Origin of the sequence: Amycolatopsis melonis (assembly GCF_040064235.1) — a bacterium.
Classification (GTDB): domain Bacteria; phylum Actinomycetota; class Actinomycetes; order Mycobacteriales; family Pseudonocardiaceae; genus Amycolatopsis; species Amycolatopsis melonis.
In genome coordinates this window covers 258597-285479 of the sequence record NZ_JBDZYD010000006.1, presented here as the reverse complement: position 1 = coordinate 285479, position 26883 = coordinate 258597, and the positions used below count along the sequence as shown (strand labels likewise).

28 protein-coding genes and 1 tRNA gene are annotated in these 26883 nt (G+C 71.2%); 17 read left to right on the top strand and 12 right to left on the bottom strand.

Translation table 11 applies throughout. The annotated features are described in order from the left end of the window. The first annotated feature begins 4 nt into the window (after positions 1 to 4). The 5 genes from ABJI51_RS18310 to ABJI51_RS18290 all read left to right on the top strand — a co-directional run bounded on the left by ABJI51_RS18310 (position 5) and on the right by ABJI51_RS18290 (position 4482). The gene (locus tag ABJI51_RS18310) at positions 5 to 1762 is read left to right on the top strand and encodes a CocE/NonD family hydrolase (protein WP_348952238.1); all 1758 of its coding nucleotides are present in this window, start codon (positions 5 to 7) and stop codon (positions 1760 to 1762) included. 67 nt (positions 1763 to 1829) lie between these two features. After that, on the top strand, positions 1830 to 2219 hold the full coding sequence (locus tag ABJI51_RS18305; protein ID WP_348952237.1) for a hypothetical protein: 390 nt from the start codon (positions 1830 to 1832) through the stop codon (positions 2217 to 2219). Next, positions 2216 to 2395, top strand: coding sequence for a hypothetical protein (locus tag ABJI51_RS18300; RefSeq protein ID WP_348952236.1), 180 nt, complete (start codon positions 2216 to 2218; stop codon positions 2393 to 2395). The genes ABJI51_RS18305 and ABJI51_RS18300 overlap by 4 nt, the downstream gene beginning before the upstream one ends. Positions 2396 to 2440: 45 nt before the next feature. Then, positions 2441 to 3127, top strand: a complete 687-nt coding sequence (locus ABJI51_RS18295; protein WP_348952235.1) for a response regulator — start codon at positions 2441 to 2443, stop codon at positions 3125 to 3127. Next, positions 3124 to 4482 carry a HAMP domain-containing sensor histidine kinase gene (locus tag ABJI51_RS18290; protein WP_348952234.1) on the top strand — a complete coding sequence of 453 codons (1359 nt, stop codon included), beginning with the start codon at positions 3124 to 3126 and terminating at the stop codon, positions 4480 to 4482. Before ABJI51_RS18295 ends, ABJI51_RS18290 begins: the two co-directional genes overlap by 4 nt. Positions 4483 to 4556: 74 nt before the next feature. On the opposite strand, the gene ABJI51_RS18285 is transcribed toward ABJI51_RS18290, so the two are convergent. Next, positions 4557 to 5714, bottom strand: a complete 1158-nt coding sequence (locus tag ABJI51_RS18285) for a hypothetical protein (protein WP_348952233.1) — start codon at positions 5712 to 5714, stop codon at positions 4557 to 4559. On the opposite strand from ABJI51_RS18285, the gene ABJI51_RS18280 reads away from it, so the two are divergent. The 6 genes from ABJI51_RS18280 (at position 5700) to ABJI51_RS18255 (ending at position 11525) form a co-directional block, all read left to right on the top strand. Further along, complete coding sequence (locus ABJI51_RS18280) at positions 5700 to 6608, top strand: LysR family transcriptional regulator (protein ID WP_348952232.1); 909 nt, start codon at positions 5700 to 5702, stop codon at positions 6606 to 6608. The genes ABJI51_RS18285 and ABJI51_RS18280 overlap by 15 nt on opposite strands. Positions 6609 to 6738: 130 nt before the next feature. Beyond that, positions 6739 to 7878: a CaiB/BaiF CoA transferase family protein gene (locus ABJI51_RS18275; protein ID WP_348952231.1), complete on the top strand. Its 1140-nt coding sequence runs from the start codon at positions 6739 to 6741 to the stop codon at positions 7876 to 7878. A 48-nt stretch (positions 7879 to 7926) separates the two neighbouring features. Further along, positions 7927 to 8670: a crotonase/enoyl-CoA hydratase family protein gene (locus ABJI51_RS18270; protein ID WP_348952230.1), complete on the top strand. Its 744-nt coding sequence runs from the start codon at positions 7927 to 7929 to the stop codon at positions 8668 to 8670. Between the two features lie 2 nt (positions 8671 to 8672). Further along, complete coding sequence (locus ABJI51_RS18265) at positions 8673 to 9419, top strand: acetoacetate decarboxylase (RefSeq protein WP_348952229.1); 747 nt, start codon at positions 8673 to 8675, stop codon at positions 9417 to 9419. Continuing rightward, the gene (locus tag ABJI51_RS18260; RefSeq protein ID WP_348952228.1) at positions 9416 to 10327 is read left to right on the top strand and encodes a 3-hydroxyacyl-CoA dehydrogenase NAD-binding domain-containing protein; all 912 of its coding nucleotides are present in this window, start codon (positions 9416 to 9418) and stop codon (positions 10325 to 10327) included. The genes ABJI51_RS18265 and ABJI51_RS18260 overlap by 4 nt, the downstream gene beginning before the upstream one ends. Position 10328: 1 nt before the next feature. After that, complete coding sequence (locus tag ABJI51_RS18255) at positions 10329 to 11525, top strand: acyl-CoA dehydrogenase family protein (RefSeq protein ID WP_348952227.1); 1197 nt, start codon at positions 10329 to 10331, stop codon at positions 11523 to 11525. Between the two features lie 4 nt (positions 11526 to 11529). Here ABJI51_RS18255 and ABJI51_RS18250 read toward each other — a convergent pair whose 3' ends face one another. The 3 genes from ABJI51_RS18250 to ABJI51_RS18240 all read right to left on the bottom strand — a co-directional run bounded on the left by ABJI51_RS18250 (position 11530) and on the right by ABJI51_RS18240 (position 14306). Continuing rightward, the gene (locus ABJI51_RS18250) at positions 11530 to 12726 is read right to left on the bottom strand and encodes an LCP family protein (RefSeq protein ID WP_348952226.1); all 1197 of its coding nucleotides are present in this window, start codon (positions 12724 to 12726) and stop codon (positions 11530 to 11532) included. Between the two features lie 197 nt (positions 12727 to 12923). After that, on the bottom strand, positions 12924 to 13667 hold the full coding sequence (gene dprE2 / locus ABJI51_RS18245; RefSeq protein WP_348952225.1) for a decaprenylphospho-beta-D-erythro-pentofuranosid-2-ulose 2-reductase: 744 nt from the start codon (positions 13665 to 13667) through the stop codon (positions 12924 to 12926). 375 nt (positions 13668 to 14042) lie between these two features. Beyond that, positions 14043 to 14306, bottom strand: coding sequence for a WhiB family transcriptional regulator (locus ABJI51_RS18240; RefSeq protein ID WP_003056777.1), 264 nt, complete (start codon positions 14304 to 14306; stop codon positions 14043 to 14045). Between the two features lie 708 nt (positions 14307 to 15014). Between ABJI51_RS18240 and ABJI51_RS18235 the strand changes: the two genes are divergently transcribed. Both ABJI51_RS18235 and ABJI51_RS18230 read left to right on the top strand, forming a co-directional pair. Beyond that, a complete protein-coding gene (locus ABJI51_RS18235; RefSeq protein ID WP_348952224.1) occupies positions 15015 to 15503 on the top strand; it encodes an RNA polymerase sigma factor in 489 nt (162 codons plus the stop codon). 146 nt (positions 15504 to 15649) lie between these two features. Then, positions 15650 to 16249, top strand: a complete 600-nt coding sequence (locus ABJI51_RS18230) for a sigma-70 family RNA polymerase sigma factor (protein WP_431605635.1) — start codon at positions 15650 to 15652, stop codon at positions 16247 to 16249. Between the two features lie 13 nt (positions 16250 to 16262). Here ABJI51_RS18230 and ABJI51_RS18225 read toward each other — a convergent pair whose 3' ends face one another. Continuing rightward, complete coding sequence (locus ABJI51_RS18225; protein ID WP_348952222.1) at positions 16263 to 17096, bottom strand: LysR substrate-binding domain-containing protein; 834 nt, start codon at positions 17094 to 17096, stop codon at positions 16263 to 16265. Between the two features lie 96 nt (positions 17097 to 17192). On the opposite strand from ABJI51_RS18225, the gene ABJI51_RS18220 reads away from it, so the two are divergent. Next, a complete protein-coding gene (locus tag ABJI51_RS18220; protein WP_348952221.1) occupies positions 17193 to 18167 on the top strand; it encodes a bile acid:sodium symporter family protein in 975 nt (324 codons plus the stop codon). A 27-nt stretch (positions 18168 to 18194) separates the two neighbouring features. Here ABJI51_RS18220 and ABJI51_RS18215 read toward each other — a convergent pair whose 3' ends face one another. Then, on the bottom strand, positions 18195 to 19034 hold the full coding sequence (locus ABJI51_RS18215; protein ID WP_348952220.1) for a hypothetical protein: 840 nt from the start codon (positions 19032 to 19034) through the stop codon (positions 18195 to 18197). A gap of 103 nt (positions 19035 to 19137) precedes the next feature. Between ABJI51_RS18215 and ABJI51_RS18210 the strand changes: the two genes are divergently transcribed. Then, the gene (locus tag ABJI51_RS18210; protein WP_348952219.1) at positions 19138 to 19623 is read left to right on the top strand and encodes a hypothetical protein; all 486 of its coding nucleotides are present in this window, start codon (positions 19138 to 19140) and stop codon (positions 19621 to 19623) included. A gap of 41 nt (positions 19624 to 19664) precedes the next feature. Here ABJI51_RS18210 and ABJI51_RS18205 read toward each other — a convergent pair whose 3' ends face one another. After that, positions 19665 to 19931 carry a hypothetical protein gene (locus ABJI51_RS18205; RefSeq protein WP_348952218.1) on the bottom strand — a complete coding sequence of 89 codons (267 nt, stop codon included), beginning with the start codon at positions 19929 to 19931 and terminating at the stop codon, positions 19665 to 19667. A gap of 184 nt (positions 19932 to 20115) precedes the next feature. On the opposite strand from ABJI51_RS18205, the gene ABJI51_RS18200 reads away from it, so the two are divergent. Both ABJI51_RS18200 and ABJI51_RS18195 read left to right on the top strand, forming a co-directional pair. Further along, positions 20116 to 20189: transfer RNA gene (locus ABJI51_RS18200), tRNA-Ile, on the top strand. A gap of 413 nt (positions 20190 to 20602) precedes the next feature. Then, positions 20603 to 22195, top strand: coding sequence for a cellulase family glycosylhydrolase (locus ABJI51_RS18195; RefSeq protein WP_348952217.1), 1593 nt, complete (start codon positions 20603 to 20605; stop codon positions 22193 to 22195). A 56-nt stretch (positions 22196 to 22251) separates the two neighbouring features. Here ABJI51_RS18195 and ABJI51_RS18190 read toward each other — a convergent pair whose 3' ends face one another. The 5 genes from ABJI51_RS18190 to ABJI51_RS18170 form a co-directional block, all read right to left on the bottom strand. Beyond that, complete coding sequence (locus tag ABJI51_RS18190; RefSeq protein WP_348952216.1) at positions 22252 to 23442, bottom strand: MFS transporter; 1191 nt, start codon at positions 23440 to 23442, stop codon at positions 22252 to 22254. A 154-nt stretch (positions 23443 to 23596) separates the two neighbouring features. Beyond that, positions 23597 to 24340, bottom strand: a complete 744-nt coding sequence (locus ABJI51_RS18185; RefSeq protein ID WP_348952215.1) for a GNAT family N-acetyltransferase — start codon at positions 24338 to 24340, stop codon at positions 23597 to 23599. A gap of 2 nt (positions 24341 to 24342) precedes the next feature. Then, positions 24343 to 24930: a dihydrofolate reductase family protein gene (locus ABJI51_RS18180; protein WP_348952214.1), complete on the bottom strand. Its 588-nt coding sequence runs from the start codon at positions 24928 to 24930 to the stop codon at positions 24343 to 24345. A 5-nt stretch (positions 24931 to 24935) separates the two neighbouring features. Then, positions 24936 to 25721 carry a metalloregulator ArsR/SmtB family transcription factor gene (locus ABJI51_RS18175; protein ID WP_348952213.1) on the bottom strand — a complete coding sequence of 262 codons (786 nt, stop codon included), beginning with the start codon at positions 25719 to 25721 and terminating at the stop codon, positions 24936 to 24938. A 33-nt stretch (positions 25722 to 25754) separates the two neighbouring features. Further along, positions 25755 to 26723: a hypothetical protein gene (locus ABJI51_RS18170; RefSeq protein ID WP_348952212.1), complete on the bottom strand. Its 969-nt coding sequence runs from the start codon at positions 26721 to 26723 to the stop codon at positions 25755 to 25757. Positions 26724 to 26883 lie beyond the last annotated feature (160 nt).

The window sequence follows — 26883 nt, the reverse complement described above, 5'->3', positions numbered from 1 at the left end:
CCACATGCGTCTGTTACTGGGGTTCTGCGCTGCACTGCTCGTCACGGCCGGGCTCGTCCCGGCGGCGGAAGCGGCCGAAAGCCGCCCGATCCACTCCTACGCGGACGCGATCCGCGAAACGGCCTGGGTCGAGACCGGCACCGACCACGACCACGACGGACGGCCCGACCGCGTCGCCGCCGACGTCATCCGGCCCGCCACCCGCGTGCGCGTCCCGGTGATCCTCGACGTCAGCCCGTACTACGCGTGCTGCGGCCGCGGCAACGAAGCACAGAAGAAGACCTACGCGCCGGACGGCACGCCGCAGCAGTTCCCGCTCTTCTACGACAACTACTTCGTGCCCCGCGGCTACGCGGTGGTGCTCGCCGACGTCGGCGGGACGAACCGCTCGTCCGGCTGCTTCGCCGACGTCGAATCCGGCAACGCCGTCGTGAACTGGCTCAACGGCCGGGCGAAGGCCTTCGACGCGCCCGAGGGCGGGTCGCCGGTGCGCGCGGACTGGGCGACCGGCGACGTCGGCGCGATCGGCAAGTCCCAGGACGGCGCCACCGCGATCGGCATGGCCGCGTCCGGGATCCCCGGGCTGAAGACGGTGGTGCCGATCGAAGGCGTCGCCGACAACTACGCCCAGCTCGTCGCCAACGGCGCTCCACTGGCCGCGCCGGAGAACACCGGCTCGGCCTTCACCTACAACGAGCGCGCGGCGCAGCTGTGCCGCCCGTTCGAAGCGGAGCTCAAGGCCCGCGCGGGCACGGACGGCGACTACAACGCCTACTGGCAGAGCGTGAACGCCGCCGCGCAGGCCGGGAAGGTGCGCGCGAGCGTGCTCATCGCGCAGGGTTTCGGCGACGGCGTCGTGCGCGCGGACCAGTTCGCCGTCTACTGGGACGCGCTGGGCCGCGCCGGCGTCCCGCGCAAGGCGTGGCTGAGCCAGGCAGGCCACGTCGACCCGTTCGACCTGCAGCGCGAGCAGTGGGTGCGGACGCTGCACCGCTGGTTCGACCGCTGGCTGCTGGGCATCCGCAACGGTGTCGAGCAGGAGCCCGCCGTCCACCTCGAAACGGCTCCGGACCACTGGACCGACGTCCGGAGCTGGCCGCCGTCGGCGGTTCCCGCGACGCTGCGGCCGTCCGGTGACGGCACGCCGGGCGAACGCGGTTCCGGCACCGCCACGGTGGTCGACGACCCGGCCGTGGGCCGCGAGCAGTGGGCAACGCAGGCGTCGGACGCGCGGGCGTTGTTCACCGGGACGCCGCTCGCCACGCCGGTGCGGGTCGCCGGGTCGCCGTCGGTGACGATCACCGCGTCGTCGGACACGACCGCCGCCCGCCTCGGTGTCGCGCTCGTCGACTACGGCCCGGCCGAGGTGCGCAACACCGCGAACTACGGAAGCGGGATCAAGAACCTCACGACGCGGTCCTGCTGGGGATCGAGCAGCGCGGCCGACAGCGCGTGCTTCCTCGACACCGCGACCGACCTCGTCCCCGCCGGCCACGAGATCGTCGCCGCGGGCTGGGCGGACCTCGGGCACCACGCGTCGCTGCGGCACGGCCATCCGCTCGTGCCTGGGCGGGCGTACACGATGACGTTCACCCTGAGCGCGCTCGACCACGTCGTCCCGGCCGGGCACCGCCTCGGCCTGCTGCTCGGCGGCACCGACGGCCAGCTGTTCGACCCCGCGCTGCCCCCGCTCGGCGACACGCTGACGTTCGACCTCGCCCGGACGTCGGTCACCCTCGGCCTTACAAACCCCGAACACTAGGCCCACGCTCCCCGAACACCGCGCGGCGAAAGTTCTCCCCGTAGGAACGTCACACGAGGGAGACACGATGCGAGGAACCACCTGGACGCGGCTGGCGCTGGCAGGCTGTGGCAGCGCGGTGTGCCTGCTGGTCGCGGCGCCGCTGGCCGCTGCCGAGACCACGGCGCCGATCACGCTCAGCCCGGAGGAGTCGCAGCAGGTCTGCTCGGACTGGGTGCCGAAGCTGCAGAAGCGCGCCGACACCCTGAAGAAGCGGATCACCGGCGGCCCCGAGGTCAAGGGCTCCGTCGCCAACCTCAAGGCGCGGGCGGCCGACCAGCGGGCCGCCGGGCACACCGCGCGGGCCGACCAGCTCGACCAGCGCGCGGCCAAGCGCCAGTCCCGGGTCGGCGAGCTGGACGCGGCCAAGCAGAAGCTCGACGCCTTCGCGGCCGCGCACTGCGGACCGGCCAAGTGAGGCGCGCCGGGATCGTCGTGGCCGCCGCGCTCGTCGTGCTCGGCTGTGCGGGCTGCCGTGACAACCTGATGGGCTCGCCGGAGTCCGCGAGCACCTCCGCGCCGTCCGGGCTGAGCGGGATCGAGTCGACGCTCGACAGCATCGAAGCCGACTTGAACAGCGATGGCCCGCCCTGACCGGCTAGCGTCTCCGTGCTGAACACGGCGGAGACGGGAGCAGGCATGGGGTCACCGGGGCGCGGCCTCGTCCTCGTGGTCGAGGACGAGGCCGCCATCGCCGAGCTGGCGGCGCTCTACCTCAAGCGCGACGGCTTCGGCGTGCACGTCGAGGCGGACGGCGGCCGGGCGCTGGAGGCGGTCCGGCGGCTCAAGCCGGTGGCGATCGTGCTCGACATCGGACTGTCCGGAATGGACGGTATCGAGATCTGCCGGTCGCTGCGCGCGGCCGGGGACTGGACGCCGGTGCTGTTCGTCACCGCCCGCGACGACGAGCTGGACCGCCTGCTGGGCCTGGAGATCGGCGCGGACGACTACCTGACCAAGCCGTTCAGCCCGCGCGAGCTGGCCGCCCGCGTCCGGACGGTGCTGCGCCGCGCGTCGGGGGCGACGCCTGCCGCGGAGACGTTCGCCGTGGGCGGCGCACGGGTCGACGTCACCAGCCGCCGCGCGTGGGCGGGCGAGGCCGAGGTTTCCCTGACGTCGACGGAGTTCGACCTGCTCACGCACCTGCTCCGGCACCCGGGGCAGGTGCTCTCGCGCGACCAGCTGCTCAGCGCCGTCTGGGGGTACGCCGCGGCGGCGGGCACGCGCACGGTGGACGTGCACGTGGCGCAGCTGCGGGCGAAACTCGGCCCGCACAGTCCGATCCGGACGGTCCGGGGCATCGGCTACGCCGCGGACCCGGCATGAGGGGCACCCTGGCCGGGCGGATCGCGCTGGTGTGCGTGGCCGTCGCGGGTATCGCGGTGATCGTGGCCGGGCTCGTCGCGGCACGGCTGGTCCGGACCACGGCGGACACCGTGCTCCAGTCGTCGCTGGCCGCGCAGGCCGACGTCGTCGCGTCCCAGCTGGACGAAACCGGCATCGGCAACCGGCTCGGCGCGGGCAAGGTCGCCGACGTCGTGCGCGGGCAGGGGATCTCGGTGGTGGTGCGCCGCGCGGGCGGGCAGGCGGTCGGGGAACCGGTCGCCGTCCAGGCCGCCGGGAAGCTCGGGCTGACCGCGGACCACTCGGGGCGGGTCACGGTCGCGGGGTCGCAGTACCTGGTCGAGACCCGGGTCGTCGGGCCGCGCGGGGCGGCGTTCGCGCTGGTCCTGCCCGCGCGGAACACCGAGGCGACGCAGCGGGCGCTGGTCCGTAACATCCTGCTGGCGCTGGGCATCGGCCTGCTGGTCGCGGCCCTGGCCGGGTTCGGCTCGGGGCGGCTGCTGGGCCGCCCGCTGCGCCGGGCCGCGCAGGCCGCCGGATCGCTGCGGGCGGGCCGTCGCGACGTGCGGGTGCCGGTGCAGGGTCCGCGCGAGGTCGCGGAGGTCGCCGGATCGCTCAACGAGCTGGCGGACGCGTTGTCGCACAGCGAGTCCCGCCAGCGCGACTTCCTGCTGTCGGTGTCCCACGAGCTGCGGACGCCGTTGACGGCCGTGACGGGCTTCGCCGAGGCGATCGCGGACGGCGTCGCCACCGGAGACGATGCGCGGCGGGCCGGGCAGACGATCCAGCGCGAGGCCCAGCGCCTGGAGCGGCTGGTGACGGACCTGCTGGAGCTGGCCCGCCTCGGCGCCGACGAGTTCCGGCTCGACCTGGCCGTGCTGGACCTGGGCGCGCTGGTCCGCGACTGCGCGGAGGTCTGGCAGCTGCGCTGCGAGCGGGAGGACGTCCGGCTTTCCGTTTCGGCACCGGCCGCCCCGGTCCCGGTCCTGGCCGACGCGCGGCGGCTGCGTCAGGTGGTCGACGGGCTGGCCGAAAACGCTCTGCGCGTCACGCCGTCAGGTGCTCCGATGGTGTTTTCGCTGACGGTGTCCGATGCGACGGCGTCCCTCGCGGTCCGCGACGGCGGCCCGGGCCTGGCCCCGGAGGACTACCCGGTGGCGTTCGAGCGGGGCGTGCTGAACGCGCGCTACCGCGACCGCCGCCCGGTCGGCTCGGGCATCGGCCTGGCCCTGGCCCACGCCCTGGTGACCCGGATGGGCGGCACGCTGACGGCGGGCCCGGCCCCGGAAGGCGGGGCGGCGTTCACGATGACCTTCCCGCTGACCGGCGCGGGCTGAAAGGGACGATCGTCTCACGAGACGAGCTGAAAGGGACGTTCCTCCCGCCAGATGGAAGGAACGTCCCTTTCAGCTCAGGCGCCCACCCGGAGGATTGGCCTCGGACGTGCCGCCGCGGCCGTGTGGGCCGCCTTCAGCTCGGCGATCACCTCGTCAGGGTGAGTACGCAGCCGCGACGGCAAAGTCGGAAGAACCAATACCCCGGCAGCCGCGTACCTCGCGTTCCGCTCGAGTGTGCGAGTAAACCCTTCCACTCCGGCATGAAAAGCCAGCGAGTCGATCTCCCAGGCCAGGCCCACCTCCTCAAACCAGGCGTCTGGCTTGCCGACGAAGGCACCGGCAGGTGTGAAAATCGGCTTGTTCCACTGCGGCGCCGGCAGCCCGCTCCGCCGCCAAAGGCGCACAGCGTCGATCTCGGCCACCGATTCCGCTCCTCCGGCCATCTCGGCCAGCACGAGACGCGGGAGCGCGCTACCCCGCTGGCTTCCCTTCGCCAGCTCGGCGTCCAGCAGCTCGAGGGTGGTGTACGACCGTTGCACGGCCTCGGTCAGCCAGGCACGCACCGGCCTCGGTTCAGTCATCCGCCGACACCCGTCAAGCACTGCCCGGGTCGGCTCGGCGAGCGGCAGGCCTCGCCGGGTGATCACCTTCGGGCGGCGCTGGGTCCGCTCGACGTGCACGAAATCGTAGTTGTGCAGCCGCCGATCCGGAGCAACGAGCAGGTGGATGCTGTCCGTCCCCTCGGGCACGTTGCGCAGTCCGAGCACCCGGCAAGCCTCCGCACCGGTGATGATCGCGTCCGGTCCGCCGTAGAGCAGCGCGGCGGCAACCTGCTGACGGCGCGTCGGAGGTGCGTTCGAGAGCAGAACAATGCCCGGCAGGACGCGCGTCCACGGTCCTCGGTGTCCACACCTCCGATACGCCGTCGTCGCAGGAACGCCGAGCTCCTGAAGTCGCTGGACCCGGATCACCCCGTGGTCGCTGTTGTCTCTGAGCAGTTCGAGGTCTTCGCCCCAATGGCCGGTCTGCATCTGCTGATCGTCGCCGCCGCCGGACCGGCACCACCAGCCCCGAACCGGCATCCTGTGGATAACCGGGGTCTTGTGGACAAACCTGAACGGGACGTTCGTCTCACGAGACGCGCTGAAAGGGACGTTCGTCGCATCTGGTGGGAGGAACGTCCCTTTCAGCAGACGTGGGGTCGGTACCGTCTGGGTATGGAGATGCTGCACCTGCGCTACTTCGTCGCGGTCGCCGAGGAACTCAACTTCTCCGCCGCCGCGCGGAAGCTGCACATGGCCGCTTCTCCGCTCAGCCAGCGGATCAAGGACCTCGAACACGAACTCGGGCAGCAGCTGTTCGACCGCAGCACCCACCACGTCACCCTCACCGACGCCGGTGCCGCGCTGCTGCCGCTCGCGCGGGACGTCCTGGAGCGGGTCAGTGCCATTCCGTGGAAACTGAAGGAAGCCACCCGGCCGCAGCGCAGCACCGTCTTCCTCGGCATGCCCGCCGGGGTGCATCCCGCGCTGCGGGAGCGGGTCAACGCCCTTGCCGAGCGCGTCAAGGACCGGTACGAGCTGAAACGCTGGCCCGGGACCACCGCCGATCTCGTGCAGGGCGTGCACGACGGCAAGCTCGCGCTCACCCTCGCCCGGCTGCCCGTCGCCGATTCCGCGCTGGAGCAGCTGCCCGTGATGACCGAACGGCTCGGTGCCGTCGTGCCCGCCGACCGGTTCGCCGGGCGGGACGCGGTGAGCCTGGCCGAGCTGGTCGATCTCCCCTATGTCGCCGGGCCGGAGGAAATCGTGCCCGCCTATTTCGAGCAGCTGGATCACCAGCTCGGCGAACTCGGCATCAAGAAACGTATCCGGCTGACCAACACCGGATACGCAGGCACGTCCGAAGTCATTTCGAGCGGCGAGGCCTTTTCCATTTCGATGCTCGACCCGAAATCGCCGATGCACGGGTACGGGCTGGAGAACGTCATCGTGCTGCCGTTCACCGACTTCCGCCCCCAGCTCGACACCGGCCTGCTCTGGCGCCGCGACCGTGCCGAGGCCGGTGACCTGCGAGAACTCGTCGAGGCCGCGAAGGACCTCTTCGGCGAACACCTCACCGCCTGACAAAACGGACGCAACAATGGTATGACCGCTGCGGTCATACCATTGTTCGCAGCATGATCATTCCCTTTTCGCGCGACCACTACTAACTTCGGTTGTAGAGCGAAACAGCAAGGCGCGAAAGGACGAAGAGATGACGACCGGACCTCTGGACGGCGTGCGTGTGATCGACCTCTCGACCGTGGTGATGGGCCCGTACGCGGCGCAGATCCTCGGCGACCTGGGCGCCGACGTGATCAAGATCGAGTCCCCCGCCGACACCGTGCGGGTCGGCGAGTACCGCACCACGCCGGGCATGACCGCGCTGAACCTCAACGTGAACCGCAACAAGCGCAGCGTGGCCCTCAACCTCAAGGACGAGACCGAGCGCGAGCAGGCGCTGAAGCTGATCGACACCGCCGACGTGCTCATCACCAACATGCGCCCCGGCGCGCTGGCCCGGCTCGGCCTGAACTACGCCGACGTCGCCGCGCGCAACCCGCGGCTGGTCTACGCCCACGCGCAGGGCTTCCGCAGCGACTCCGACCGCGCCGGGAACGCCGCCTACGACGAGACCGTGCAGGCCTCCTCCGGCCTGGTCGACGTCGCCAACCGCGCGCTGGGCGAGCCGGTCTACCTGCCGACGATCATCGGCGACAAGGTGTCGTCGCTGACCATCGCCTACAGCGTGCTCGCCGCGCTGATCCACCGCGACCGGACCGGGCAGGGCCAGCAGATCGAGATCCCGATGACCGACACGCTCATCGCGTTCAACCTCGTCGAGCACCTCGCCGGGCACACCTTCGAGCCCGCCGAAGGCCCCACCGGCTTCGCGCTGTCGATGACGAAGGGCCACGCCGCGGTCCGCACCAAGGACGGCCTGGCCTGTGTGATCCCCTACAACCCGCAGAACTTCCGCGACTTCTTCGCCGCGGCCGGGCGCCCGGATCTCGCCGCCGACCCGCGGGTGAACGGCGAGGCCATCAACCGCGCCGACAACGAGTGGCTGAGCGAGCGGATCGCCGAGTGCGCGCCCGCGCTGACCACCGAGGAGTGGGCCGAAGTGTGCGCCAAGCACAGCATCCCGATGGCGCCGGTGCTCGAACTGGACCGGGCGCACGAGGACCCGTACGTCCGCGACGGTCACCTGCTCGACGCCGTCGAGCACCCGAGTGAGGGCACCATCCGCACGGTCGGCATCCCGGTGAAGTTCTCCGCGACGCCCGGCTCGATCCGCCGCCTGGCCCCGCTGGCCGGGCAGGACACCGCCGAAGTCCTCGCCGAACTGGCCTGAACCACCGCCACTTTCACGGGAAAGTGGCACCTCTGGGAAGTGGAAGTCATGAGTGAAGTACGCACCGAACGGGTCGGCAGCACCCTGCTGATCACGATCGACCGGCCCCAGGCCCGCAACGCGGTCAACGCCGCCGTCGCGGCCGGGCTGGCCGCGGCCCTCGACGACCTCGAGACCGACCGCACGCTGCGCGCCGGCGTCCTGACCGGCGCCGACAACACCTTCAGCGCCGGCATGGACCTCAAGGCCGCGCTGCGGGGCGAGTCGCCGGAGATCCCCGGCCGCGGGTTCGGCGGCCTCACCGAGGCCGAGCTGGCCAAGCCGCTGATCGCCGCCGTCGAAGGGTTCGCCATGGGCGGCGGGTTCGAGCTGGCGCTGGGCTGCGATCTCATCGTCGCCGCCGAAGACGCGAAGTTCGGCCTCCCTGAGGTCAAGCGCGGGCTGATCGCCGCGGGCGGCGGTGTGATCCGGCTGCCGAAGCGGATCCCGCACCACCTGGCGATGGAGTTCCTGCTCACCGGCGAGCCGGTGACCGGCCGCCGCGCCGGCGAGCTGGGCCTGGTCAACCGCGTGACGCCGAGCGGTGACGCCGCCGCGGTCGCGCTGCAGCTGGCCGAGCAGCTCGCGGAGAACGCGCCGCTGGCGCTCGCCGCCGTCAAGAAGATCGTGCGCGCGGCGGATCCCCAAGCCGCGCAACGGGAAGAGATCGAGAAGCTGATGCAGTCCGCCGACGTCCGCGAGGGCATGACCGCCTTCGCCGAGCGCCGCGCTCCGAAGTGGACGGGCGAGTGACCATGAAGATCGAAGAAGTCCGCCGGCACGTGACGACCCCGCTGACCGCCCCGGCGTTCGCGCCCGTGGTCCCGAGGTTCACCGACCGCGAGTACCTGAACATCGTCTACCGCACCGACGCCGACGCGCTGCGTGCCGTCGTCCCGGAGCCGCTGAAGGTCGAAGAACCGTTGGTGCGCTTCGAGGTCATGAAGATGGGCGACGTCTCCGGCTACGGCCCGTACACCGAGTCCGGCCAGGCGATCGAGGTCAGCTTCGACGGCGAGCGCGGCGAGTACCTGCACGCGATGTACCTCGACAACTTCCCGGCCACCGCGTCCGGGCGCGAGGTCAGCGCCTACCCCAAGACCGTCGGCAGCCCCGATCTCTATGTCGACAACGGAGTTCTGGTGGGCACTTTGGACTACGGGACGCTGCGGGTGGCCACCGCGACGATGGGCTACAAGCACCACGAGCTGGACGCCCGCGAAGCCGAGCGGCAGATCACGGTCCCGACGTTCATGCTCAAGACGATCCCCGGCTACGACGGCGCCCCGCGCGTGCAGGAGCTGGTCCGGACCGAGATCACCGACGTCGTGGTCAAGCAGGCCTACACCGGGCCCGCGCGGCTGCAGCTGTTCCAGCACGTCCTGGCGCCGCTGGCGGACCTGCCGGTGCTGGAGGTCGTCTCCGCGAGCCACATCCTCACCGACCTGACGCTCGCCCCGGTCAAGCCGGTCTTCGACTACCTGAAGGGAGCGCAGTCATGAGTTTCCGCACCGCGGCGGTCATCGGCGCCGGCACGATCGGCCTGTCCTGGACGGCGTTGTTCGCCCGCCACGGCCTGACCGTCCGGGTCACCGACCCCCGCCCCGACCTCGCCGACGCCGTCCGCGACGCCCTGGAGACGTTCGCCCCGCACCTCGGCACCACCGCCGGGGACCTGGCGAGCCGCGTCCACCTCGCCGCCGACGTCACCGAAGCCGTGCAGGACGCGGACGTCGTGCAGGAGAACGGGCCCGAGAACGTCGAGTTCAAAAAGGACCTGTTCACGAAGCTCGTGCGGGAGGCTCCGGCGCACGCGCTGCTGCTGAGTTCGTCGAGCGCCATCCCCTCGACCGCCTTCACCGGCGGGATCGACGGCAGCCGTGTCCTCATCGGACACCCGTTCAACCCACCGCACCTCATCCCGCTCGTCGAGGTCGTCCCCGGCGAGCAGACCAGCGACGAGAGCGTCCAGTCCGCTGTGGACTTCTACACGCTCCTGGGCCGGACACCGGTGGTGGAACGCAAGGAGATCCCCGGGTTCGTCGGCAACCGGCTGCAGAACGCGCTGAGCCGCGAGGCGATCTACCTCGTCGAGCAGGGCGTCGTGACGCCGGAGGACCTCGACAAGGTCATCACGAACTCGCTCGGCATCCGCTGGGCGACGGTCGGGCCATTCCTCGGCGCGCACCTCGGCGGTGGCCCCGGCGGCTACCGGCACATGGCCGAGCACATCGGCCAGTCCATGAAGAAGATGTGGGCCGGGCTGGGCACCCCCAGCCAGAGCCCCGAAGAGCAGGAGCGGCTCATCGAAGCCGTCGAAAAGGCTTACGGCTCCTCCACGTACCCGGAACTCGCCGAGACGCGCGACCGCAAGCAGCTCGCTGTCCTGAAGGCATTGGAGGAGAACTGAAATGACCATGGAAGCACTCGAAGGCCAGCTGACCGCCGACTTCTACAACTACGAGACGCTGCTGAGCGACGAGGAACGCAAGCTGCTGGTCAAGGCACGCGAGTTCATGCGCACCGACGTCAAGCCGCTGGTGAACGAGAACTGGGAGGCAGGCACCTTCCCGAAGCAGCTGATCGGGATGTTCCGGGAGTCGGGCCTGGCGGGCCTGCCCTACGAGGGCTACGGCGAGCACAAGCCCGCGGTCAGCCACCTGCTCACCGGCATGATGGCGATGGAGATGAGCCGCACGGACGCTTCCGTCGCGACCTTCTTCGGTGTCCACAACGGACTCGCGATGTACTCGATCTACAGCGGCGGCAGTCAGGAGCAGCGCGACCGCTGGCTGCCCGAGATGGCCGCGATGGACAAGATCGGCGCGTTCGCGATGACCGAGCCGCTCGGCGGGTCGGACGTCGCGGGCGGCATGCGCACCACCGCCAAGCGGGACGGTGACACCTGGATCCTCAACGGCGCCAAGAAGTGGATCGGCAACGCGACCTTCGCCGACTACGTCGTGGTGTGGGCCCGTGACGTCGACGACAACCACGTCAAGGGCTTCGTCGTCGAGAAGGGCACGCCGGGGTTCGTGCCGGAGAAGATCCAGGGCAAGACCGCGTTCCGGATCGTCGAGAACGCCGAGATCACCCTGACCGACGTCCGCGTGCCGGAGGCGAACCGCCTGCAGGGCATCAACTCCTTCCGCGACGTCGCGGAGATCCTGCGCGCCACCCGCGGCGGCGTCGCGTGGCAGGCACTGGGCGTGATGATCGGCGCCTACGAGCTGGCGCTGGACTACGCCAAGGAGCGCAAGCAGTTCGGCCGTCCGATCGCCCGCTTCCAGCTGGTGCAGGACCTGCTGGTGAAGAGCCTCGGCAACATCACCGCGTCGTGGGGCATGCTGGTGCAGCTGGCCCGCCTGCAGGACGCGGGGATCTTCCAGGACGAGCACTCGTCGCTGGCCAAGGCGTTCGTCACCGCCCGCATGCGCGAGGTGGTCGCCTGGAGCCGCGAGATCTTCGGCGGCAACGGGATCGTGCTGGACTACGACGTGGCACGGTTCTTCGCCGACGCCGAGGCGATCTACTCGTTCGAAGGCACCCGCGAGATGAACACGCTGATCGTCGGCAAGGCAATCACCGGACAGTCCGCGTTCGTCTGATCACTCAGTTCACACAGCCGGCGGCCGTACTGGTCGCCGGCTGTTTCGTGTCCGGCGGCGGGGTCCTGGTCGCCGCCACCGGCTTGACGCCGCCGGGCGTGTCGGCGCCGGACGCCTGCACCGCCGGGGTGCTGATCGCCGTCCGGACGAACTGCTGGACCTGGGCCGGGTCGACCTTCACCGCGTCGCCGTCCGACGGCGTCTGCAGCGACAGGCTCTGCACCGGGATGGTCGCGAACGCGATCGCGCCGGACGTCATGCCGCGCAGCTGCTGGGCGAAGCTGAGGACGTCCCAGCCCTTGTCCAGGACGACGGCCCCCTGCACGGCGCTGACCAGCGCGTTCAGCTTCGCGACGTCGGTGAATGTGCCCGCGTTGAGCACCTTCTTCGCCATGCCGGACAGGAACGCCTGCTGCCGCGCGATGCGGTCGAGGTCGCCGTTGGCCAGGCCGTGGCGCTGCCGGACGAAGGCGAGCGCCTGCGCGCCGGACAGCGTCTGCGTGCCCGCCGGGAAGTCCGCGCCGGAGTAGCTGTCGTGCACCGGGGCCTTGAGGCAGACCTCGACGCCACCGACCGCCTGCGACAGCGCGTCGAAGCCGGCCAGGTTGATCGCCGCGTAGTGGTTGATGGTCAGGCCGGTGAACTTCTCGACCGTCTGGATCGCGGTCTTCGCGCCCGCCGCGTTCGCCGCCACCTCCAGCTGCGCGCCGCTCAGGCCCTGGGCCCGCAGCCCGGCCATCGCGGCGTTCTTGCCGCGGCTGTACGCCGAGTTGATCTTGTGCTTGCCGAAGCCGCCCGCGATGTCCACATAGGAATCGCGCGGGATCGAGATCGCGGTGGCCGCGGCCCCGCCCGCCGGGATGTGCACCACGATCATCGTGTCGGTGGTGTCGCCGCCGTCGTCTCCCCCACCGGCGTGCAACGCGTCGAGCACGTTCTGTGGCAACGGGTTGCCGTACGCATCGGTCCGCGCGTCGATCCCGACAAGCAGGATGTTCTGGGCGACCTTGAGCGGCTCCCCCGGCGTCGCGTCCTCGTCGTCGATCTGCGCGGACGGCGGGATGACGTCGGCGGTGACGATGCCGTGGTCCAGTTTGCTCAGCTGGGTCCAGGCATAGCCGGTGGCGGCGAGCACCAGCGTCGACACGACGCCGAGCGCGACCCGGCCGCCGATGCGGCGGCCCCGCGACGACAGCTGCACGGCACTTCCCCTTGCTTCCCTTGGTGACCCTCGTGTTCGAGGATCACCGCGTTAGCTGGGAATCACCTGAGAAAATTGTTCGAAGGCCGTGACGCTGCCCGATCGGCCGAGCCGGAAACCAGGCGTACGGCGGATTTCACCACGCACCGTACCGGCGCGGGCACGGGAAGCTGCTGTGGCAGTGGCCACAACGGACGTTACCGCGGCATCCTCCGCCAGATCGCGCGCGGCAGCAAGCGCATCCCGAAGAAGACCGGACGGAGCACCGCGGGCACCCAGACGACCCCGCGGCGGCGGCGCAGCGCGGCGACGGTCGCCTCGGCGACCTGGTCCGGCGTGCTCGAAAACGGTGCGGGGCTCATGCCCTCGGTCATCCGCCCGATCACGAACCCGGGCCGCACGAGCAGCAGGTGGACGCCGGAGCCGTGCAGCGCGTCGGCGAGGCCGCACGCGAAACCGTCGAGACCGGCCTTGGCCGAGCCGTACACGTAGTTCGCGCGGCGCACGCGCACCCCGGCCACCGACGAGAACACGACGAGGTTGCCGTGCCCCTGCGCGCGCAGCAGGTTCGCCGCGTGGGTGAGGACGCCGACCTGGGCGACGTAGTCGGTGTGCACGATGGCGGCGGCGTGCGCGCTGTCGCGCTCGGCCCGCGCTTGGTCACCGAGGATGCCGAAGGCCAGCACGATCGTCTCCAGCGGCCCGTACGCGGCCGCCATCTTCTCCAGGAAGGGGCCGTGCGCGGCGAGGTCGTCGGCGTCGAACTCGGCGGTGTCCACCGTTTCGGCGCCGGCCGCGCGCAGCTCGCCGACCTGCACGATGAGGTCCGTGCCCGGCCGCGCGGCCAGCACGAACCGCCGGGTGTCCCCGCTGACCAGGCGTTTCGCCACGGCCAGCCCGATCTCGCTGCGTCCGCCGAGTACCAGCACCGTTCCGCTCACCCCCGCAGTCTTTCAGCCCGGGTGCGCCGGGGCCGATCGCAGGGTTCCGGCGAAGTCTTGAGCCGGCCGGTCCGAACCCCCTACCCCGGTGAGCATCCACCCCACGACATGAACGACCCTTTCATGACGTCAGGCGAGGTGAACGACTCGTTCATGACGTCCGGCCCCCGCCGCACACGGGTGGATCGCGGGCCGCCGCGGAACACCGCACGCCGGGCGAAATCCCACGGGGACAATTCCACCACGGGCGCAAAAAATGCCCGGGCGGGTGATTCCCGTGAGAATCACCCGCCCGGGCACACACACTTCCGGAAGCGTATTCCGCCGGATTGGTGTTTTGCTCGAGGTCGCCGGGAAGAGGTCACCGGCGCAGCCTTAGGCAGCGCGATGCCGCTGCGGTGCGGTGCGCACCAGCCGGCGTCGTTCGTCCGCGGTGGTGCCGCCGAAGACGCCGTGGTCGAGGCCGTTGTCGAGCGCGTAGCCGAGGCATTCGGCGCGCACCGGGCAGCGCGCGCACACGGCCTTCGCCTGCGCCGTCTGCCGGGCGCCGGGGCCGACCTCGGAGATCGGGAAGAACAGTTCCGGGTCCTCGTCCTTGCAGGCCGCGAGTTCCGCCCAGCCCGTCATCGTGGCTTCCATTTCCTTCGTTCACCTCCCTCGTTCTTACTGCTTCCCATTGTCGGTGCACGTCAACCGACTTAACCGCGGCGGGCGCGCGAGCGTATCCGCCTGGGTCAAGGGGGTTTTGGCTTCGGTCCCCGGCTCACCCTCCGGGCAACCAAGACTGCAACACATGAGAGTACGCCCTTCTTCCCGGGATCTCGATGTCGATCACGTCACCCGATCGGCGAGTCCGGGCCGCGGCGCGACCCGGCCCGCGAGCACGGGCACGGCGGCGCGGGCCGGCTCAGCGCAGCGCCGGCCCGCCGGGACGAGCGGGTCTTTTCCGGACGCCACAAGGCTTTCCAGCCCACGCGCGGCCGAAGACCCGGCAGGCGGGACGGGTGCTCCCGCCGGTGTCGCCACCCCGGGCCGCCGCCCTTCCCGCAGCCGAACCGCACTGACCGGAATCCGCCGTTCGCGCATCCCCCGGCCGCCGATCGCCGACGTCGCCCGCGCACTCCGGCCGCAGCGGCGGCCGGAGCGGGTGCTCGATCGTGTCCTCGATCGTGTCTCGGTCGGTCACCGGATCCGGATACCCGGCCTTTCCGACTCCATGCGTCCGTCACTTCGCGTCACCAATGCAGCGCACTGCATTACTCCAACCAGGCAGTCTTGATCGAATCGTTACACGTAGGCGGCTCCTCACCGCTCCTGTCTTGTGAGGCGAGGGGTGGTGAGGGGGCCGTGAGTGGTCACGAGGACTTCGACGCGTTCTTCCGCGCCGACTTCCCGCCGCTCGTGGCGTTCCTGTGCAAGGCCGGATTCGAGGTCGAGACCGCCCGCGACGTCGCCGCCGAGGCGATGCTGCACGCGCTGGAGGCGTGGCCGGTGACCGGGGATCCCCGTGCCTGGGTCCGCCGCGTCGCCGGACGGCTGCTCGACACCTCGGGCGGCCCGGAACCGGACTGGACGCTGGCGGGCGACCCGCAGGACGACGCGGCCCTCGCCGGGCTGGTCGAGCAGCACTCGGGCCTGCTCGGCCTGCTCGCCTCCCTCCCCGGCCAGCAGCGGCTGGTGCTGACCTGGTCACTCGACGGGTTCACGCCGTCGCAGATCGCCGAGGCGCTGCGGATCGCGCCCGCGACCGTCCGTTCCACCCTCCGCCACGTGCGGGAACGCCTCCGGCGCCACCGGGCCGCCCGGCCCGGGGACCAGCGGGACACGGAAAGGTGAGCAGAATGCCGGCAACCGAGTACGGGGATCGGGCGATCACCGAGCTGCTGCGGGAGTCCAACGCCGCACTGCACGACTCGCTGCGCGGCGGCCTCGACGTGGAGGCCACGCTGCTGCGGGTGCACAGCCGGGCACTCGTCCGCGAGATCACCACCGCGGCCAAGCCCGCCGAAACGTTCCCGCCGCACTGGCGGCGCCACGACGAGCCGGTCGCCGACGCGATCGCCGGCGACGAGGCCGCGACCGCCCGCCTGCTCGCCACGATCCGGCCGCTGGTGGTCCGCTACTGCCGCGCCCGCGTCGGACGGCACGAGCGCTCGTTCGCCTCGGCCGACGACGTCGCACAGGAGGTCTGCCTTGCCGTGCTGACGGCCCTGCCGTCCTACCGCGACCAGGGCCGCCCGTTCCTCGCGTTCGTCTACGGCATCGCCCAGCACAAGGTCGCCGACGCACACCGCGCGGCGGCCCGCAACCGCAGCGACCCGGTCCCGGAGATCCCCGACGGCGTCAGCGAGGCCGTCGGCCCGGAGCAGCGGGCACTGCACTTCGAGCTGAACGAGCGGCTGGCCCGGCTGCTGGACGTGCTGCCGCCGAAGCAGCGGGAGATCGTGGTGCTGCGGGTGGTGGTCGGGCTGTCGGCGGAGGAGACGGCCGCGGCAGTGGACTCGACACCGGGCGCGGTCCGGGTCGCCCAGCACCGCGCCCTTGGCCGCCTGCGCAGGCTGCTGACCGGCGAGGACGGCTGAGCCTCGGCGCCCGCTAGCGCGCGACCCGGTCGAGGATGAACTCCGCGAGCGCCGCGGCCGGTCCGGCGACCGACTCCCGGGCCAGCAGCATGAACTCGATGTCCCCGGGCTCGGGCAGCCCGTCCAGCTCGACCAGGTCCGCCGGCACCAGGCTGCGCGCGTGCAGCGTGACGCCCAGCCCGGCCGCCGCCGCGGCGCGCAGGCCGGTCAGGCTCGACGTCTGGCACGCCGCCCGCCACTCCAGGCCCGCGCGTTCGAGGACCTCCACCGCCAGCTGCCGGGTGATCGACGGCATCGGGTACTGCACCAGCGGCACCGGCTGGCCCGGTTCCAGCACCGTGGCCGCCGAGCCGATCCACACCAGCGGCTCCCGCCAGAGCAGCCTGCCGTGGTGCGCGCCCGGGCGGCGCTTGCCCAGCACCAGGTCCAGCCGGCCGGCGCGCAGCTGCTGGGTCAGGACGTCCGACAGCTCGACGGTCAGCTCGACGTCCACCAGCGGGTGACTGCGGCGCAGCCGGTGCAGGATCTCCGGCAGCTCGCCGAGCGCGAAGTCCTCGGACACGCCGAAGCGCACGCGGCCGCGCAGCTCGGCGCCGCGGAAGTGGCGTTGCGCGCGCTCCTCGGTGTCGACGATCGTCTGCGCGAAGCCCAGCATCGCCTGGCCGCGCGCGGTCAGCTCCACCGTGTGGGTGTCGCGCGCGAACAGCAGCCCGCCCGCGTCGCGCTCGAGCCGCCGGACGTGCTGGCTGACCGTCGGCTGGCCGACACCCAGGCGCCGCGCGGCCGCGGTGAAGCTGCGGGTCTCGGCGACGGCGAGGAACGAACGGCACAGGCGAGGGTCCAGCACCAGGTCACTTTATCGCGATTCACGATGACAGTCAGTTCGGTCATCGGGGTTCACAATGACCACGACGGCGCCGAGAATGGCTGCGGAAGGAGATCCATGTCCCGGTTCCGGCTCGACCCGTTCGTCCTCGCGATCCTCGCCACCGTCGGCGTCGCCACCCTGCTGCCCGCGTCGGGCGCGGTGGCCACCGGCTTCGGCGCGGCCACCACCATCGCCGTCGGCGTGCTGTTCTTCCTGTACGGCGCCCGGCTGTCCACGGAGGAGGCCCTGGAGGGGCTGCGGCACTGGCGGCTGCACGCGGTGGTGCTCGGCGCGACGTTCGTGCTCTTCCCGCTGCTCGGCCTCGCGGCGACGCTGCTGCCCGCGTCGGTCCTGCCCGCCGACCTGGCCGCCGGGGTGCTGTTCCTGGCCGTGCTGCCCTCGACGGTCCAGTCGTCGATCGCGTTCACCTCGATCGCCCGCGGCAACGTCGCGGCCGCGATCTGCAGCGCGTCGCTGTCCAACCTGGCCGGGATCGTGCTCACCCCGCTGCTGGTGGCGCTGCTGCTCGCCGGCGACGGCGCGGGCGTCGACGGCTCGGCCGTGCTGGGAATCGTGCTGCAGCTGCTGGTGCCGTTCGTGGCGGGCCAGCTGGCGCGGCGCTGGATCGGCGCCTGGATCACCCGCCACGCCGCCCCGCTGAAGCTCGTCGACCGCGGCTCGATCCTCCTGGTCGTCTACACGGCGTTCAGCGCGGGCATGACCGAAGGCATCTGGCACCGGCTCGACCTCGGGCCGCTGCTGGTGCTCGTGGTGCTGTGCTGCGTGCTGCTGGCGGTGGTGCTGGCTGTGACCGGCTGGGGCGCCCGGCTGCTGGGCTTCCCGCTCGCCGACCGGATCACGATCGTGTTCTGCGGGTCCAAGAAGAGCCTGGCCAGCGGCCTGCCGATGGCGACCGTCCTGTTCGGGCACGCGCAGGTCGGGCTGATCGTGCTGCCGCTGATGCTGTTCCACCAGATCCAGCTGATCGTCTGCGCGACACTGGCCCGCCGCTATGCCCGCGCCGAAGCCGGGGAACTCGTGCCCGCCTGAGCTCCCCGGCCGGTCCTCAGTGGACGGTCAGGAACAGCGGCCGGCAAGCCACTTCTTGTAGTCGGGCGTCCAGCTGGTGGCCACGCGCTTCGGGGCCGTCGCCAGGTTCGCCTGCCAGCTCGCCGAGTTTCCGCTCCACGACGGCGGGGGCTCTTCCCACTTGACGGTGTCCGGCCACGACGGACCGCCGCCGAGGACAGCCGGGAACGTCCCCGCCGCCACGCGGGACTTCAGCGCCGCCGCGATGTCCGCGTCGTGGGAGTACACCGTGATCGCCTGCTTCTGGTACCGCTCGCGCACCGGGTCGGTGATCTCGCTCCACGCCTTGGCCTTCACCGCCGCGGAACCGTTGATCAGGAAGACCTTCGTCTCCGGCTTGATCTCGAGTTCGGCGTACGCGCCCTTCGCCGCGACGTGGTCCAGCCACTGCCGCAGCGAATAGATCCCTTCCCCCTTGTACGGACCCCACTGCAGCGTCCGGCCTTCGAGCTTGTCACTGCCCGAGGACCAGTAGATGTCGGTGATGTTCTTCTTGACGCCGTTCAGCCCGTGCGTCGAGGTGTTGTGCCACATCACGGCCTTGCCGCTGACCGTGCCGTCGCTGCCGACGGCGACCTTGGTCAGCTGGACGTCGGCCTCGAAGCCGCCCGAACCCTGGCCGATCAGGGTGTCGACCGCCTTGAAGTTGTTGGGCGCGCGCAGCTGGTCGCGGTCCCAGGGGTCGGCGCCGGTCGGGTAGCCGCCGTGGCTGACGATCACCGGGCAGGCCGGCAGCGTGGCCGCCTGCGCCGGGACGCCGGCGAACGCGGCCGCGGCCAGCGTGCCGGCCACGAGCGTGAGTTTCCACTGTGTACGCGAAGTCCGCATGGGCCGAGCATGCAGCGGCGGCGTACACGGGACGTACAAACCGCGGCCGTAACAACGGCGGGCGCCGGAGCGATTCGAGAGTCGACTCAGGGGGAGGATCGTCATGGGACGTCAGGTCCGGATCGCGCTCGCGGCACTGGCCGGGGCTTCGGTGGTCACGGCGGGAGCGGTGGTGTTCTCGGACGCGTCGGCGGCGGTCGGGCCGTCACCGGCCCCGATCGTGCAGGCGGCGGAAGCCACTTGCGTGACCGACGGCAACGGTTTCTGCACGGTGACACACAGCCTCGGCAAGGTCCCGGCGGCGATCCTGGTGTCGCCGAACACCCCGGCGGCGTTCAACGCGTTCACGCTGAACACGGTCCAGGGCTCCTACACCGCGACCACGTTCCAGGTGCGCGCGATGTTCACCCAGACGACGCCGAAGACGTTCGGCCAGATCTGGTTCACCTACGCGGCTTACGGTGCCGCTACGACACCGACCTTCCCGACAACGCCGACGACACCGAAGACGACCCTGCCGCCTACAACGACCGCAGACACGCCGACGCCAACCACGACGCCCACCACGTCCAGCAGCGGCGGAAGCTGAGCGGAATCCGCAGCCTTCCCGTTACCCGCCAACGACTTCCGTCACCGCGGCCCGGGCGAAGGCTTGTTCCGCAGTTCCTCGGCGAAAATGGCGTCGACACGCGAGCCCGCCCGCCGCAGGACCCGCGCGGCGACGTGCACCAGATACCCGAGGACGAACACGAAGAGCAGCGCCAGGCCGATGGCCGCGGAGTTCGCCACGAGCGCCTCCCGGTACTGGTGCGCGAGGTAGCCCAGGCCCGCCCCCGCGGTGAACGCGTCCAGCAACGCCAGCCGGACGACCCGGCGGCGAGGCGGAGTGGCGACCATGTTCCCTCCCGCCGTTCCGGTCAGCGGTGACGCCCTTGCAACCTAGACGAGCGTGCCCCGGTCGGCGGCCACGACAACCTGTTCGGCCTACCGAATCTGCCCGGATGGCCGCTGTGATAACTTGAAGCGAACAGAGTCTTCTGTGCGTAAGCAAACACTCGTACTGCCTGCGCGCCGGGGTCCGGGGGCGGTAGCTCAGTTGGTTAGAGCAGGGGACTCATAATCCCTTGGCCGCGGGTTCGAGCCCCGCCCGCCCCACTCGATCGATGGCATCCCCTACTCGGCGGGCACGCCTTCGCCACCCCTCGATCATCGTCGTTTCTTGTGGGGCCAAGCCCCACACCCCAGCCGGGGGCAAGCCCCCGGACCCCCATCGTTGTGCGGCCTGGCAGGTCCGGCCCCCGTCGTTGGTGCGGCTTGGCAGGTCCGGCTCCGCTCCCTTGGCGCGGCTTGGCAGGTCCGGCCCGGCCCACGCTCCCCTGGCGCGGCTTGGCAGGTTCGGTCCGGCCCACGCTCCCCTGGCGCGGCTTGGCAGGTTCGGTCCGGCCCACGCTCCCCTGGCGCGGCTTGGCAGGTTCGGTCCGGCCTGCGCTCCCTTGACAGCGTCATCTTGTTCGCTACCCTCCATTCTGGGAGCGCTCCCAGAAACGCTATTGCTCAAAGGAGAGCAGATGACGCAGTGGAGAAAGGCGCTCGGCGCGCTGGCCGCGGCTGTGCTGGCCGCGGGCGGGCTGGTCACCCTCGGCGGGACCGGCCAGGTCGCGGCGGCCGCGGCAAGCGGTACCGGCATCGGGTACCTGCACACCAGCGGCAACAAGATCCTGGACAGCACGGGCGCGACCGTTCGGCTGACCGGTCTCAACTGGTTCGGGATGGAGACCGACAACAAGACCTTCCACGGCCTGTGGTCCAGCCGCACCTGGCGCCAGCAGCTCGACCAGATGGCCCAGCTGGGCTACAACACCCTGCGCGTCCCGTTCTCCGACGACGCGCTCAAACCGGATGCCAAGGCCACCGGCATCAACGACTACACCAACCCCGACCTGGTCGGGCTCTCCCCGCTGCAGATCCTCGACAAGGTGATCGGCTACGCCGGGCAGAAGGGCATGCGCGTCATCCTCGACCGGCACCGGCCGACCAGCGCCGGGCAGACCGCCCTCTGGTACACCGCGGGCGTCCCGGAGAGCACCTGGATCAACGACTGGAAGACCCTCGCCCAGCACTACGCGGGCAACACCACGGTCATCGGCGCGGACCTGCACAACGAGCCGCACGCCGAAGGCACCAACCCGGCCGCGACCGGCGCGTGCTGGGGCTGCGGTGACACCGCGCGCGACTGGCGGCTGGCCGCCGAGCGCGCGGGCAACGCGATCCTCGCCGTGCAGCCGAACTGGCTGATCTTCGTCGAAGGCGTGAGCTGCCCGAGCGGCGGGCTGTCGAACGTGTGGGACGGCGACCCGTCCAACGACGAGGACTGCGGCTGGTGGGGCGGAAACCTGTCGAAGGCAGGCGAGTTCCCGGTCCGCCTGTCCGTGCCCGGCCGGGTGGTGTACTCCCCGCACGAGTACGCCACGTCGGTCTACAACCAGCCGTGGTTCAGCGCACCCGACTACCCGGCGAACCTGCCCGGGATCTGGGACAAGTACTGGGGTTACCTGTACAAGCAGAACATCGCGCCGCTGATGATGGGCGAGTTCGGCACCACGCTGGCGAACCCGGTCGACAAGGTGTGGCTGGAAAAGCTGATGGCCTACACCGGAACCGGCGTCAACGGCATCTCGTTCACCTACTGGTCGTGGAACCCCAACTCCGGCGACACCGGCGGCATCCTCAACGACGACTGGACCACGGTCAACCAGGCCAAGCAGAGCATCCTGCAGCCCTACCTCATCCCGCCTGCCGGCAGCAATCCCGACCCGACGACGACCACGCCCACGACCGGCGGCGGCACCGGCGGCTGCAAGACGGCGTGGAAGCTGGACAATTCCTGGCAGGGCGGCTTCCAGGGCACGCTGACGGTGACCAACACCGCGGCGAATGCCGCCAATCCGTGGCAGGTCGTGTTCACCCTGCCCGCCGGAGCCACCATCGCCAGCGGCTGGAACGGCACCTTCACCCAGAGCGGCACCACGGTCACCGTGACCGCGCCGACGTACAGCCCGTCCCTGGCCGCGGGAGCGGCGGTGTCGCTCGGCTTCACCGCCAACGGCCCGTCGGGCACGCCCTCGGCCGTCACCCTCAACGCGGCGGCCTGCACCACCTGACCGGATCCCTGGCTGCGGTGCCGCGGGGTACCGCAGCCAGGTGTTCTCCGTGGCAGTCAGCGCGGCTCGGCGCGCTGGACCGCGTCGGGGGGAGCTTCCGGGGTTCTTGCGGCCCGGCCGGGGAGCAGCAACGCGGCGGCGACCCCGCAGAACGCCACGGCGATCAGGAAGACGGCCGGATCGTAGCCGGGCACGAGCAGCGGAGCCACGATGCCGATCGTGGAGCCGACCTGGACCAGCGCAGTGTAGAGCGCCGCGCCGCCGCCCATGCCGGAGCGCAGGGCTTCGCCCAGCAGCACCATGCCGATGCTCTGGAATCCTGCCGTGAACACCGCGTAGACGACCTGTGAGCCGAGCAGTACGGGATAACCGGAACTCACGGCCACGAGCAGGAACGACATCGCGCCTGCCAGGCAGACGAAAACCAGCGCCGTGCGGCTGCCATAACGCTCGCTCACCCTGCTCAAGGGCAGCAGCACCGCGAACTCCACGACCGCGGTGACCGCGAACAGCACCGAAACTCCCGACTCCGGCACACCGGTATTGACGGCGTACAGCGGCAGGTACACGCCGCGCAGGCTGTCCGCGGCCCGCAGCAGCAGGACGGCCGCGGCGGCGGCGATCAGCAGCCCACGACCATGGCGCACCGGAGCCGGCGTCGATCCGCCACCGGCTCGGCCGGGGTGCTCTTTCGGCGGCAGCCACGCCACCGCCACGTTCAGCGCCGCGAGTGCGGCCGCGACGTGCACTGGACGGAACACCGGGCCGGCAAGGCGCTCCAGTTCCACGGCGACGGCGAAGACTCCCAGGCCCGCCACATAGCCGATGACGTACAAGGAGCGCAGCCCGCCCATCGTGCGTGCGGCGGAGCGCGCCGAGTACCGGTCCGCCATGGCGACGTAACGCGGGTAGACCAGGCTCATGGCCATCACGCACATGCCGGCCGGATAGATCAGCGCGTGCCCTGACGTTGCCGCCAGCACGACCATGCCCAGGCCCGACACACCCGCGCTGCCCGCGATCGCCCACCGGGCGGGGATTCCCCGCAACCACCGGCCGACGGTGAGGTTCAGTGTCGCCGCGGTCAGTGCGGTGAGCACGAAGAAGGCCGCGATCTGTCCTTTGCCCACGCCGCGGCCGTCCAACAGCAAGGGCAACGCGACGCTGATCAATCCGGTGAAACAGGCATTGGCGAGCACGCCCGCCCGAACGGGTGCCGGCAGCCCAGCACGGTTTTCCTGCCGCATCACGTCGCTCCGAAGTCCGGGCTCCGCATACCCCGCGACAACTCGGCGGACAGCGCCGGCAGGTCTCTGGGAGCGCTCCCAGCGAGTACCTTACGGCTCCTGACTCGATCTTCGCAACCCCATGAGTCCCCACCCGGAGTGTCCACAAGGGACTTCAGAGGATCCGGACGGTGGCCGGGCTGTCGAAGACTTCGAATCCGTGCTGCTCGTACCGGCGCCGCGCCGGGTTGCCGTCCGTGACCACCAGCCCCACCGCGCCCAGCCCGGCCGCGGCCGCGCGCGCCAGTGTCCGCCGGAGCAGGAGCGTCCCCGCCTTCGGATAGGCCGGGTGCCGGAACAGGTCGGTGATCAGGAACCCGCCCCACGGCACCTCCCCGGGAAAGTCGTTGAGCAGGAGCCCGGCCACCACCACGCCGCCGTCGGTGAGGACCGCGCTGAGCGGGGACAACGGCCCGTACGCCGCCCCCGCCACCAGTGCCTCGAACCGGTCACGCAAGGCCGCGTCGTCTTCGTACTCCGCCCGGTAGTCGGGGTGCCCCGGGGCATAGGCGGCGCGCCAGGCGGGGAACAGGTCTTCGACGGGCCGGGCCGCCGGCCCGAAGCGCAGCGGTGCCGCCGCGGCCGGGCCGGCCCAGTCGTCCGGCGGGCGCCGCACGGACAGGTCGCACGTCATCCGGTGCGACGCACGCAGCAGCGTCGCTCCCCGCGCCACCAGCTCCGCGGCCAGGGACCGCGGGCCGGTGACCGCCCAGCCGGACATCTCCCGGACGATCACGTCGGCGGCGCCGGGCCCCAGGACCGTCACCCGGTCCGCCCACGGCCGTCCCCCGCTCTCCCGCCGCAGGTAGGAGACCACCGGAACGCCGTCGGCGCCGGCCCGCTGCTCGCGGACCACCACGCTCAGCGCACCCGGTCGTAGACGACCGCCGTCTCCCCCAGCTCGCCCGTCTCCTGGTGGGCCACCCGCCACTTCGTCGACGGCAGGCCGTCGTCGAACAGCCGGGGTCCGCCGCCCGCGATCTCCGGGCAGATCAGCAGGTACAGCCGGTCGATCAGATCCGCCGCGAGCAGCGCCTTGATCACGCTGGCGCTGCTGTTGACCAGGATGTCCCCCGATCCGGACGCCTTCAGCTCGATGACGACCTCCGCGGCCGGGGCGTTCACCAGGCGGGTGCGCTCCCACGGTGCCTCGGTCAGCGTCGTCGAGAAGACCACCTTCTCCGCGTCCACCAGCCACTTCGCGTAGCCGCGGTCACGCGGGTCGGCGTTGTCGTCCGCGGCGACCGTCGGCCAGAAGCCGAGGAAGCCTTCGGCGTTGCGGCGGCCGAGGACCGCCGTCGTCGCGCCCTCCCAGATGCGGGTGAGGTGGCGGCGGGCGACGTCGGTCGTCGCATAGGTGACGATCGCGCCCATGTCGGCGGGCCCGGCGGGGCCGTGGTAGCGCCCGTCGAGGGTGAGGCTCAGGTTGGCGGTCACGGTGCGAGTCATGGTTTTCAGCCTTTCGTGAGGACTTCGGTGAGGTTGTCGAGGACCTGGCCCCAGCCGGTTTCGATGCCGGCGATGAAGGGGACGGCCTCGACGGTCGTCGCGGTGATGCGCAGGCCGAGCCGCAGCCGGGTACCTGCCGGGTCCGGCGTCAGTTCAAGGTCGTAGTGGCCGGTGAAGGAGGCCGGGCCCGTCACCGCGAGATCGAACACGAGGTGCCCTGGCGCGTCGGCGGTGTGCACCCGGCCTTCCGAGCGGTATTCGCCGTCGGCGTCGCGGTAGGCGACCACCGCTCGCCCGCCCGGCTCCGGTTCCAGGACGCAGGTGGTGACCGTCATCGACGGCGGGACCCACCAGGACGCCAGCAGGTCCGGGTCCGTCCAGTGCCGCCAGACGACGTCGCGCGGCACGGGGAGCAGGCGGTCGAACGCGAACGTGCGCCCGTCCGCCCACCGGTCCCGGTCCGCGGCCGCGGTGTCCGCCTCGACCGCGGCCCGGTACCGCGCCAGGACGTCCCGCTCATCGGCGTGCGCCGCCGTGGCGTCGGCCAGCTCCCCGAGACGGACGGCGAACGCGGCCAGGGGTTCGGCTTCGAGGGCGTAGACGCGCCGCTGCCCGAGCGGGAAGACGGCGACCAGCCCGGCCCTGGCGAGGGTCTGGAGGTGCTTGGTGGTCTGCGGCTGCCGCAGCCCCGTCAGCTCCGCCAGCTCCCCGACCGACCGGGGGCGCTCGGCGAGAAGCTCGACGAGGCGCCACCGGGCGGCGTCTCCCAGTGCTGCGGCGATCCGTTCCATGCCGCTAAGTATTCACACAGGAGAATATTCCTGTCAAGGAATATCTTCGGCAGGCAGCCAGCGCAGGCCGTAGGCGTACCCGAGCTGCGGCGCGGTGAACTCCTGCGCCACCTCGCCCGCGCCGTCGAGCGGCAGGTCCGGCCCGGGCTGCGGCGGGTCGGTGAGCACCGAGGGCGCGACGCGGTCCAGCCGCCACACCGCCCGCGGCGGCCGCAGCGGGTCGAAGCGGACCCGCACGGTGAACGACTCGCACGTCACCAGCGGCAGGAACGTGTACGACGGCCGGATCGGCTTGCCGTCGCGGATCCGCAGCACCAGCGAATAGGTGTGGCTCTCCCCGCGCGCCAGCGGACGCGGTAGGTCGAGCAGCCAGCGGAAGTGCCGCAGGCCCTCGCGCTCGCCGTGCCGGATCCGGACGCCGTGCTGGGCGTCGGCCGCGACGCACCGTTCGCCGTCGCGGCCGTCACCCAGGCGCGGCACGGTGAACTGCGCGGAGATCAGGCAGAGCCCTTCGCGGGTCGCCACGATCTCGCGTTCCTCGATCAGCTCCGGCTCGGCGGTATCCAGCCGCACGAGAGCCTTGAGCCGCTTGACGAACCAGCCCCTGTCCGGGTCCGCGTCCACACCCGGCTGCGTACCGGCTTCGATTTCCGCGGCGAGGCGGGCGAACGAGCGGTCGATCCGCCGCCGGGCCGTGCGCTCGGAAACGCGCAGCCGTTCCGCGAGCACCCCGACCCGGTCGCTGAGCAGGGCGTGCTGTGCGCCGGGGGCGATGCCGAGCGCGATGTTCACCGCCAGCCGGTCGTCGGCCGGGAATTCCGCGATCGCCGCGGAAATCGCTTCGCGCAGCACGCGCCGCGCATCGCGGTCGCTCGTCGTCCGGTGGATTTCGCACCAGCCGGAAACGAGCGGCCCGAGCCGGCTGCGCAGCCGTTCGGCTTCCAGCCCCCAGCCCCGGCGCAACGTGGTGAGTTCCCGGAGCAGACCGTCCTCTTGTGCCATCGGAAACCGATTGTGACACGCGGGGTTCCGGGCGATCGGCGGTATTCCGTGGGCCGATCAGGTGATTCGGAATTGGCCAGCCGGTGGCCAGTTCCGCCGCGATTGGGCCAGCCGGTGACCTTTTCCGCTTCGCCGCCTGACCGACCATTTTCCCGTCGAC

Bases quoted from the DNA above. Each gene is read 5' to 3' on its own strand.
- ABJI51_RS18270 (WP_348952230.1), top strand. From the start codon at position 7,927: ATGAGTGAAGTACGCACCGAACGGGTCGGCAGCACCCTGCTGATCACG.
- ABJI51_RS18310 (WP_348952238.1), top strand. From the start codon at position 5: ATGCGTCTGTTACTGGGGTTCTGCGCTGCACTGCTCGTCACGGCCGGG.
- ABJI51_RS18305 (WP_348952237.1), top strand. From the start codon at position 1,830: ATGCGAGGAACCACCTGGACGCGGCTGGCGCTGGCAGGCTGTGGCAGC.
- ABJI51_RS18260 (WP_348952228.1), top strand. From the start codon at position 9,416: ATGAGTTTCCGCACCGCGGCGGTCATCGGCGCCGGCACGATCGGCCTG.
- ABJI51_RS18180 (WP_348952214.1), bottom strand. From the start codon at position 24,930: ATGACTCGCACCGTGACCGCCAACCTGAGCCTCACCCTCGACGGGCGC.
- ABJI51_RS18240 (WP_003056777.1), bottom strand. From the start codon at position 14,306: ATGGAAGCCACGATGACGGGCTGGGCGGAACTCGCGGCCTGCAAGGAC.
- ABJI51_RS18190 (WP_348952216.1), bottom strand. From the start codon at position 23,442: ATGCGGCAGGAAAACCGTGCTGGGCTGCCGGCACCCGTTCGGGCGGGC.
- ABJI51_RS18255 (WP_348952227.1), top strand. From the start codon at position 10,329: ATGACCATGGAAGCACTCGAAGGCCAGCTGACCGCCGACTTCTACAAC.
- ABJI51_RS18205 (WP_348952218.1), bottom strand. From the start codon at position 19,931: ATGGTCGCCACTCCGCCTCGCCGCCGGGTCGTCCGGCTGGCGTTGCTG.
- ABJI51_RS18290 (WP_348952234.1), top strand. From the start codon at position 3,124: ATGAGGGGCACCCTGGCCGGGCGGATCGCGCTGGTGTGCGTGGCCGTC.
- ABJI51_RS18215 (WP_348952220.1), bottom strand. From the start codon at position 19,034: ATGCGGACTTCGCGTACACAGTGGAAACTCACGCTCGTGGCCGGCACG.
- ABJI51_RS18195 (WP_348952217.1), top strand. From the start codon at position 20,603: ATGACGCAGTGGAGAAAGGCGCTCGGCGCGCTGGCCGCGGCTGTGCTG.
- ABJI51_RS18210 (WP_348952219.1), top strand. From the start codon at position 19,138: ATGGGACGTCAGGTCCGGATCGCGCTCGCGGCACTGGCCGGGGCTTCG.
- ABJI51_RS18275 (WP_348952231.1), top strand. From the start codon at position 6,739: ATGACGACCGGACCTCTGGACGGCGTGCGTGTGATCGACCTCTCGACC.
- ABJI51_RS18280 (WP_348952232.1), top strand. From the start codon at position 5,700: ATGGAGATGCTGCACCTGCGCTACTTCGTCGCGGTCGCCGAGGAACTC.
- ABJI51_RS18175 (WP_348952213.1), bottom strand. From the start codon at position 25,721: ATGGAACGGATCGCCGCAGCACTGGGAGACGCCGCCCGGTGGCGCCTC.
- ABJI51_RS18220 (WP_348952221.1), top strand. From the start codon at position 17,193: ATGTCCCGGTTCCGGCTCGACCCGTTCGTCCTCGCGATCCTCGCCACC.
- ABJI51_RS18295 (WP_348952235.1), top strand. From the start codon at position 2,441: ATGGGGTCACCGGGGCGCGGCCTCGTCCTCGTGGTCGAGGACGAGGCC.
- ABJI51_RS18170 (WP_348952212.1), bottom strand. From the start codon at position 26,723: ATGGCACAAGAGGACGGTCTGCTCCGGGAACTCACCACGTTGCGCCGG.
- ABJI51_RS18265 (WP_348952229.1), top strand. From the start codon at position 8,673: ATGAAGATCGAAGAAGTCCGCCGGCACGTGACGACCCCGCTGACCGCC.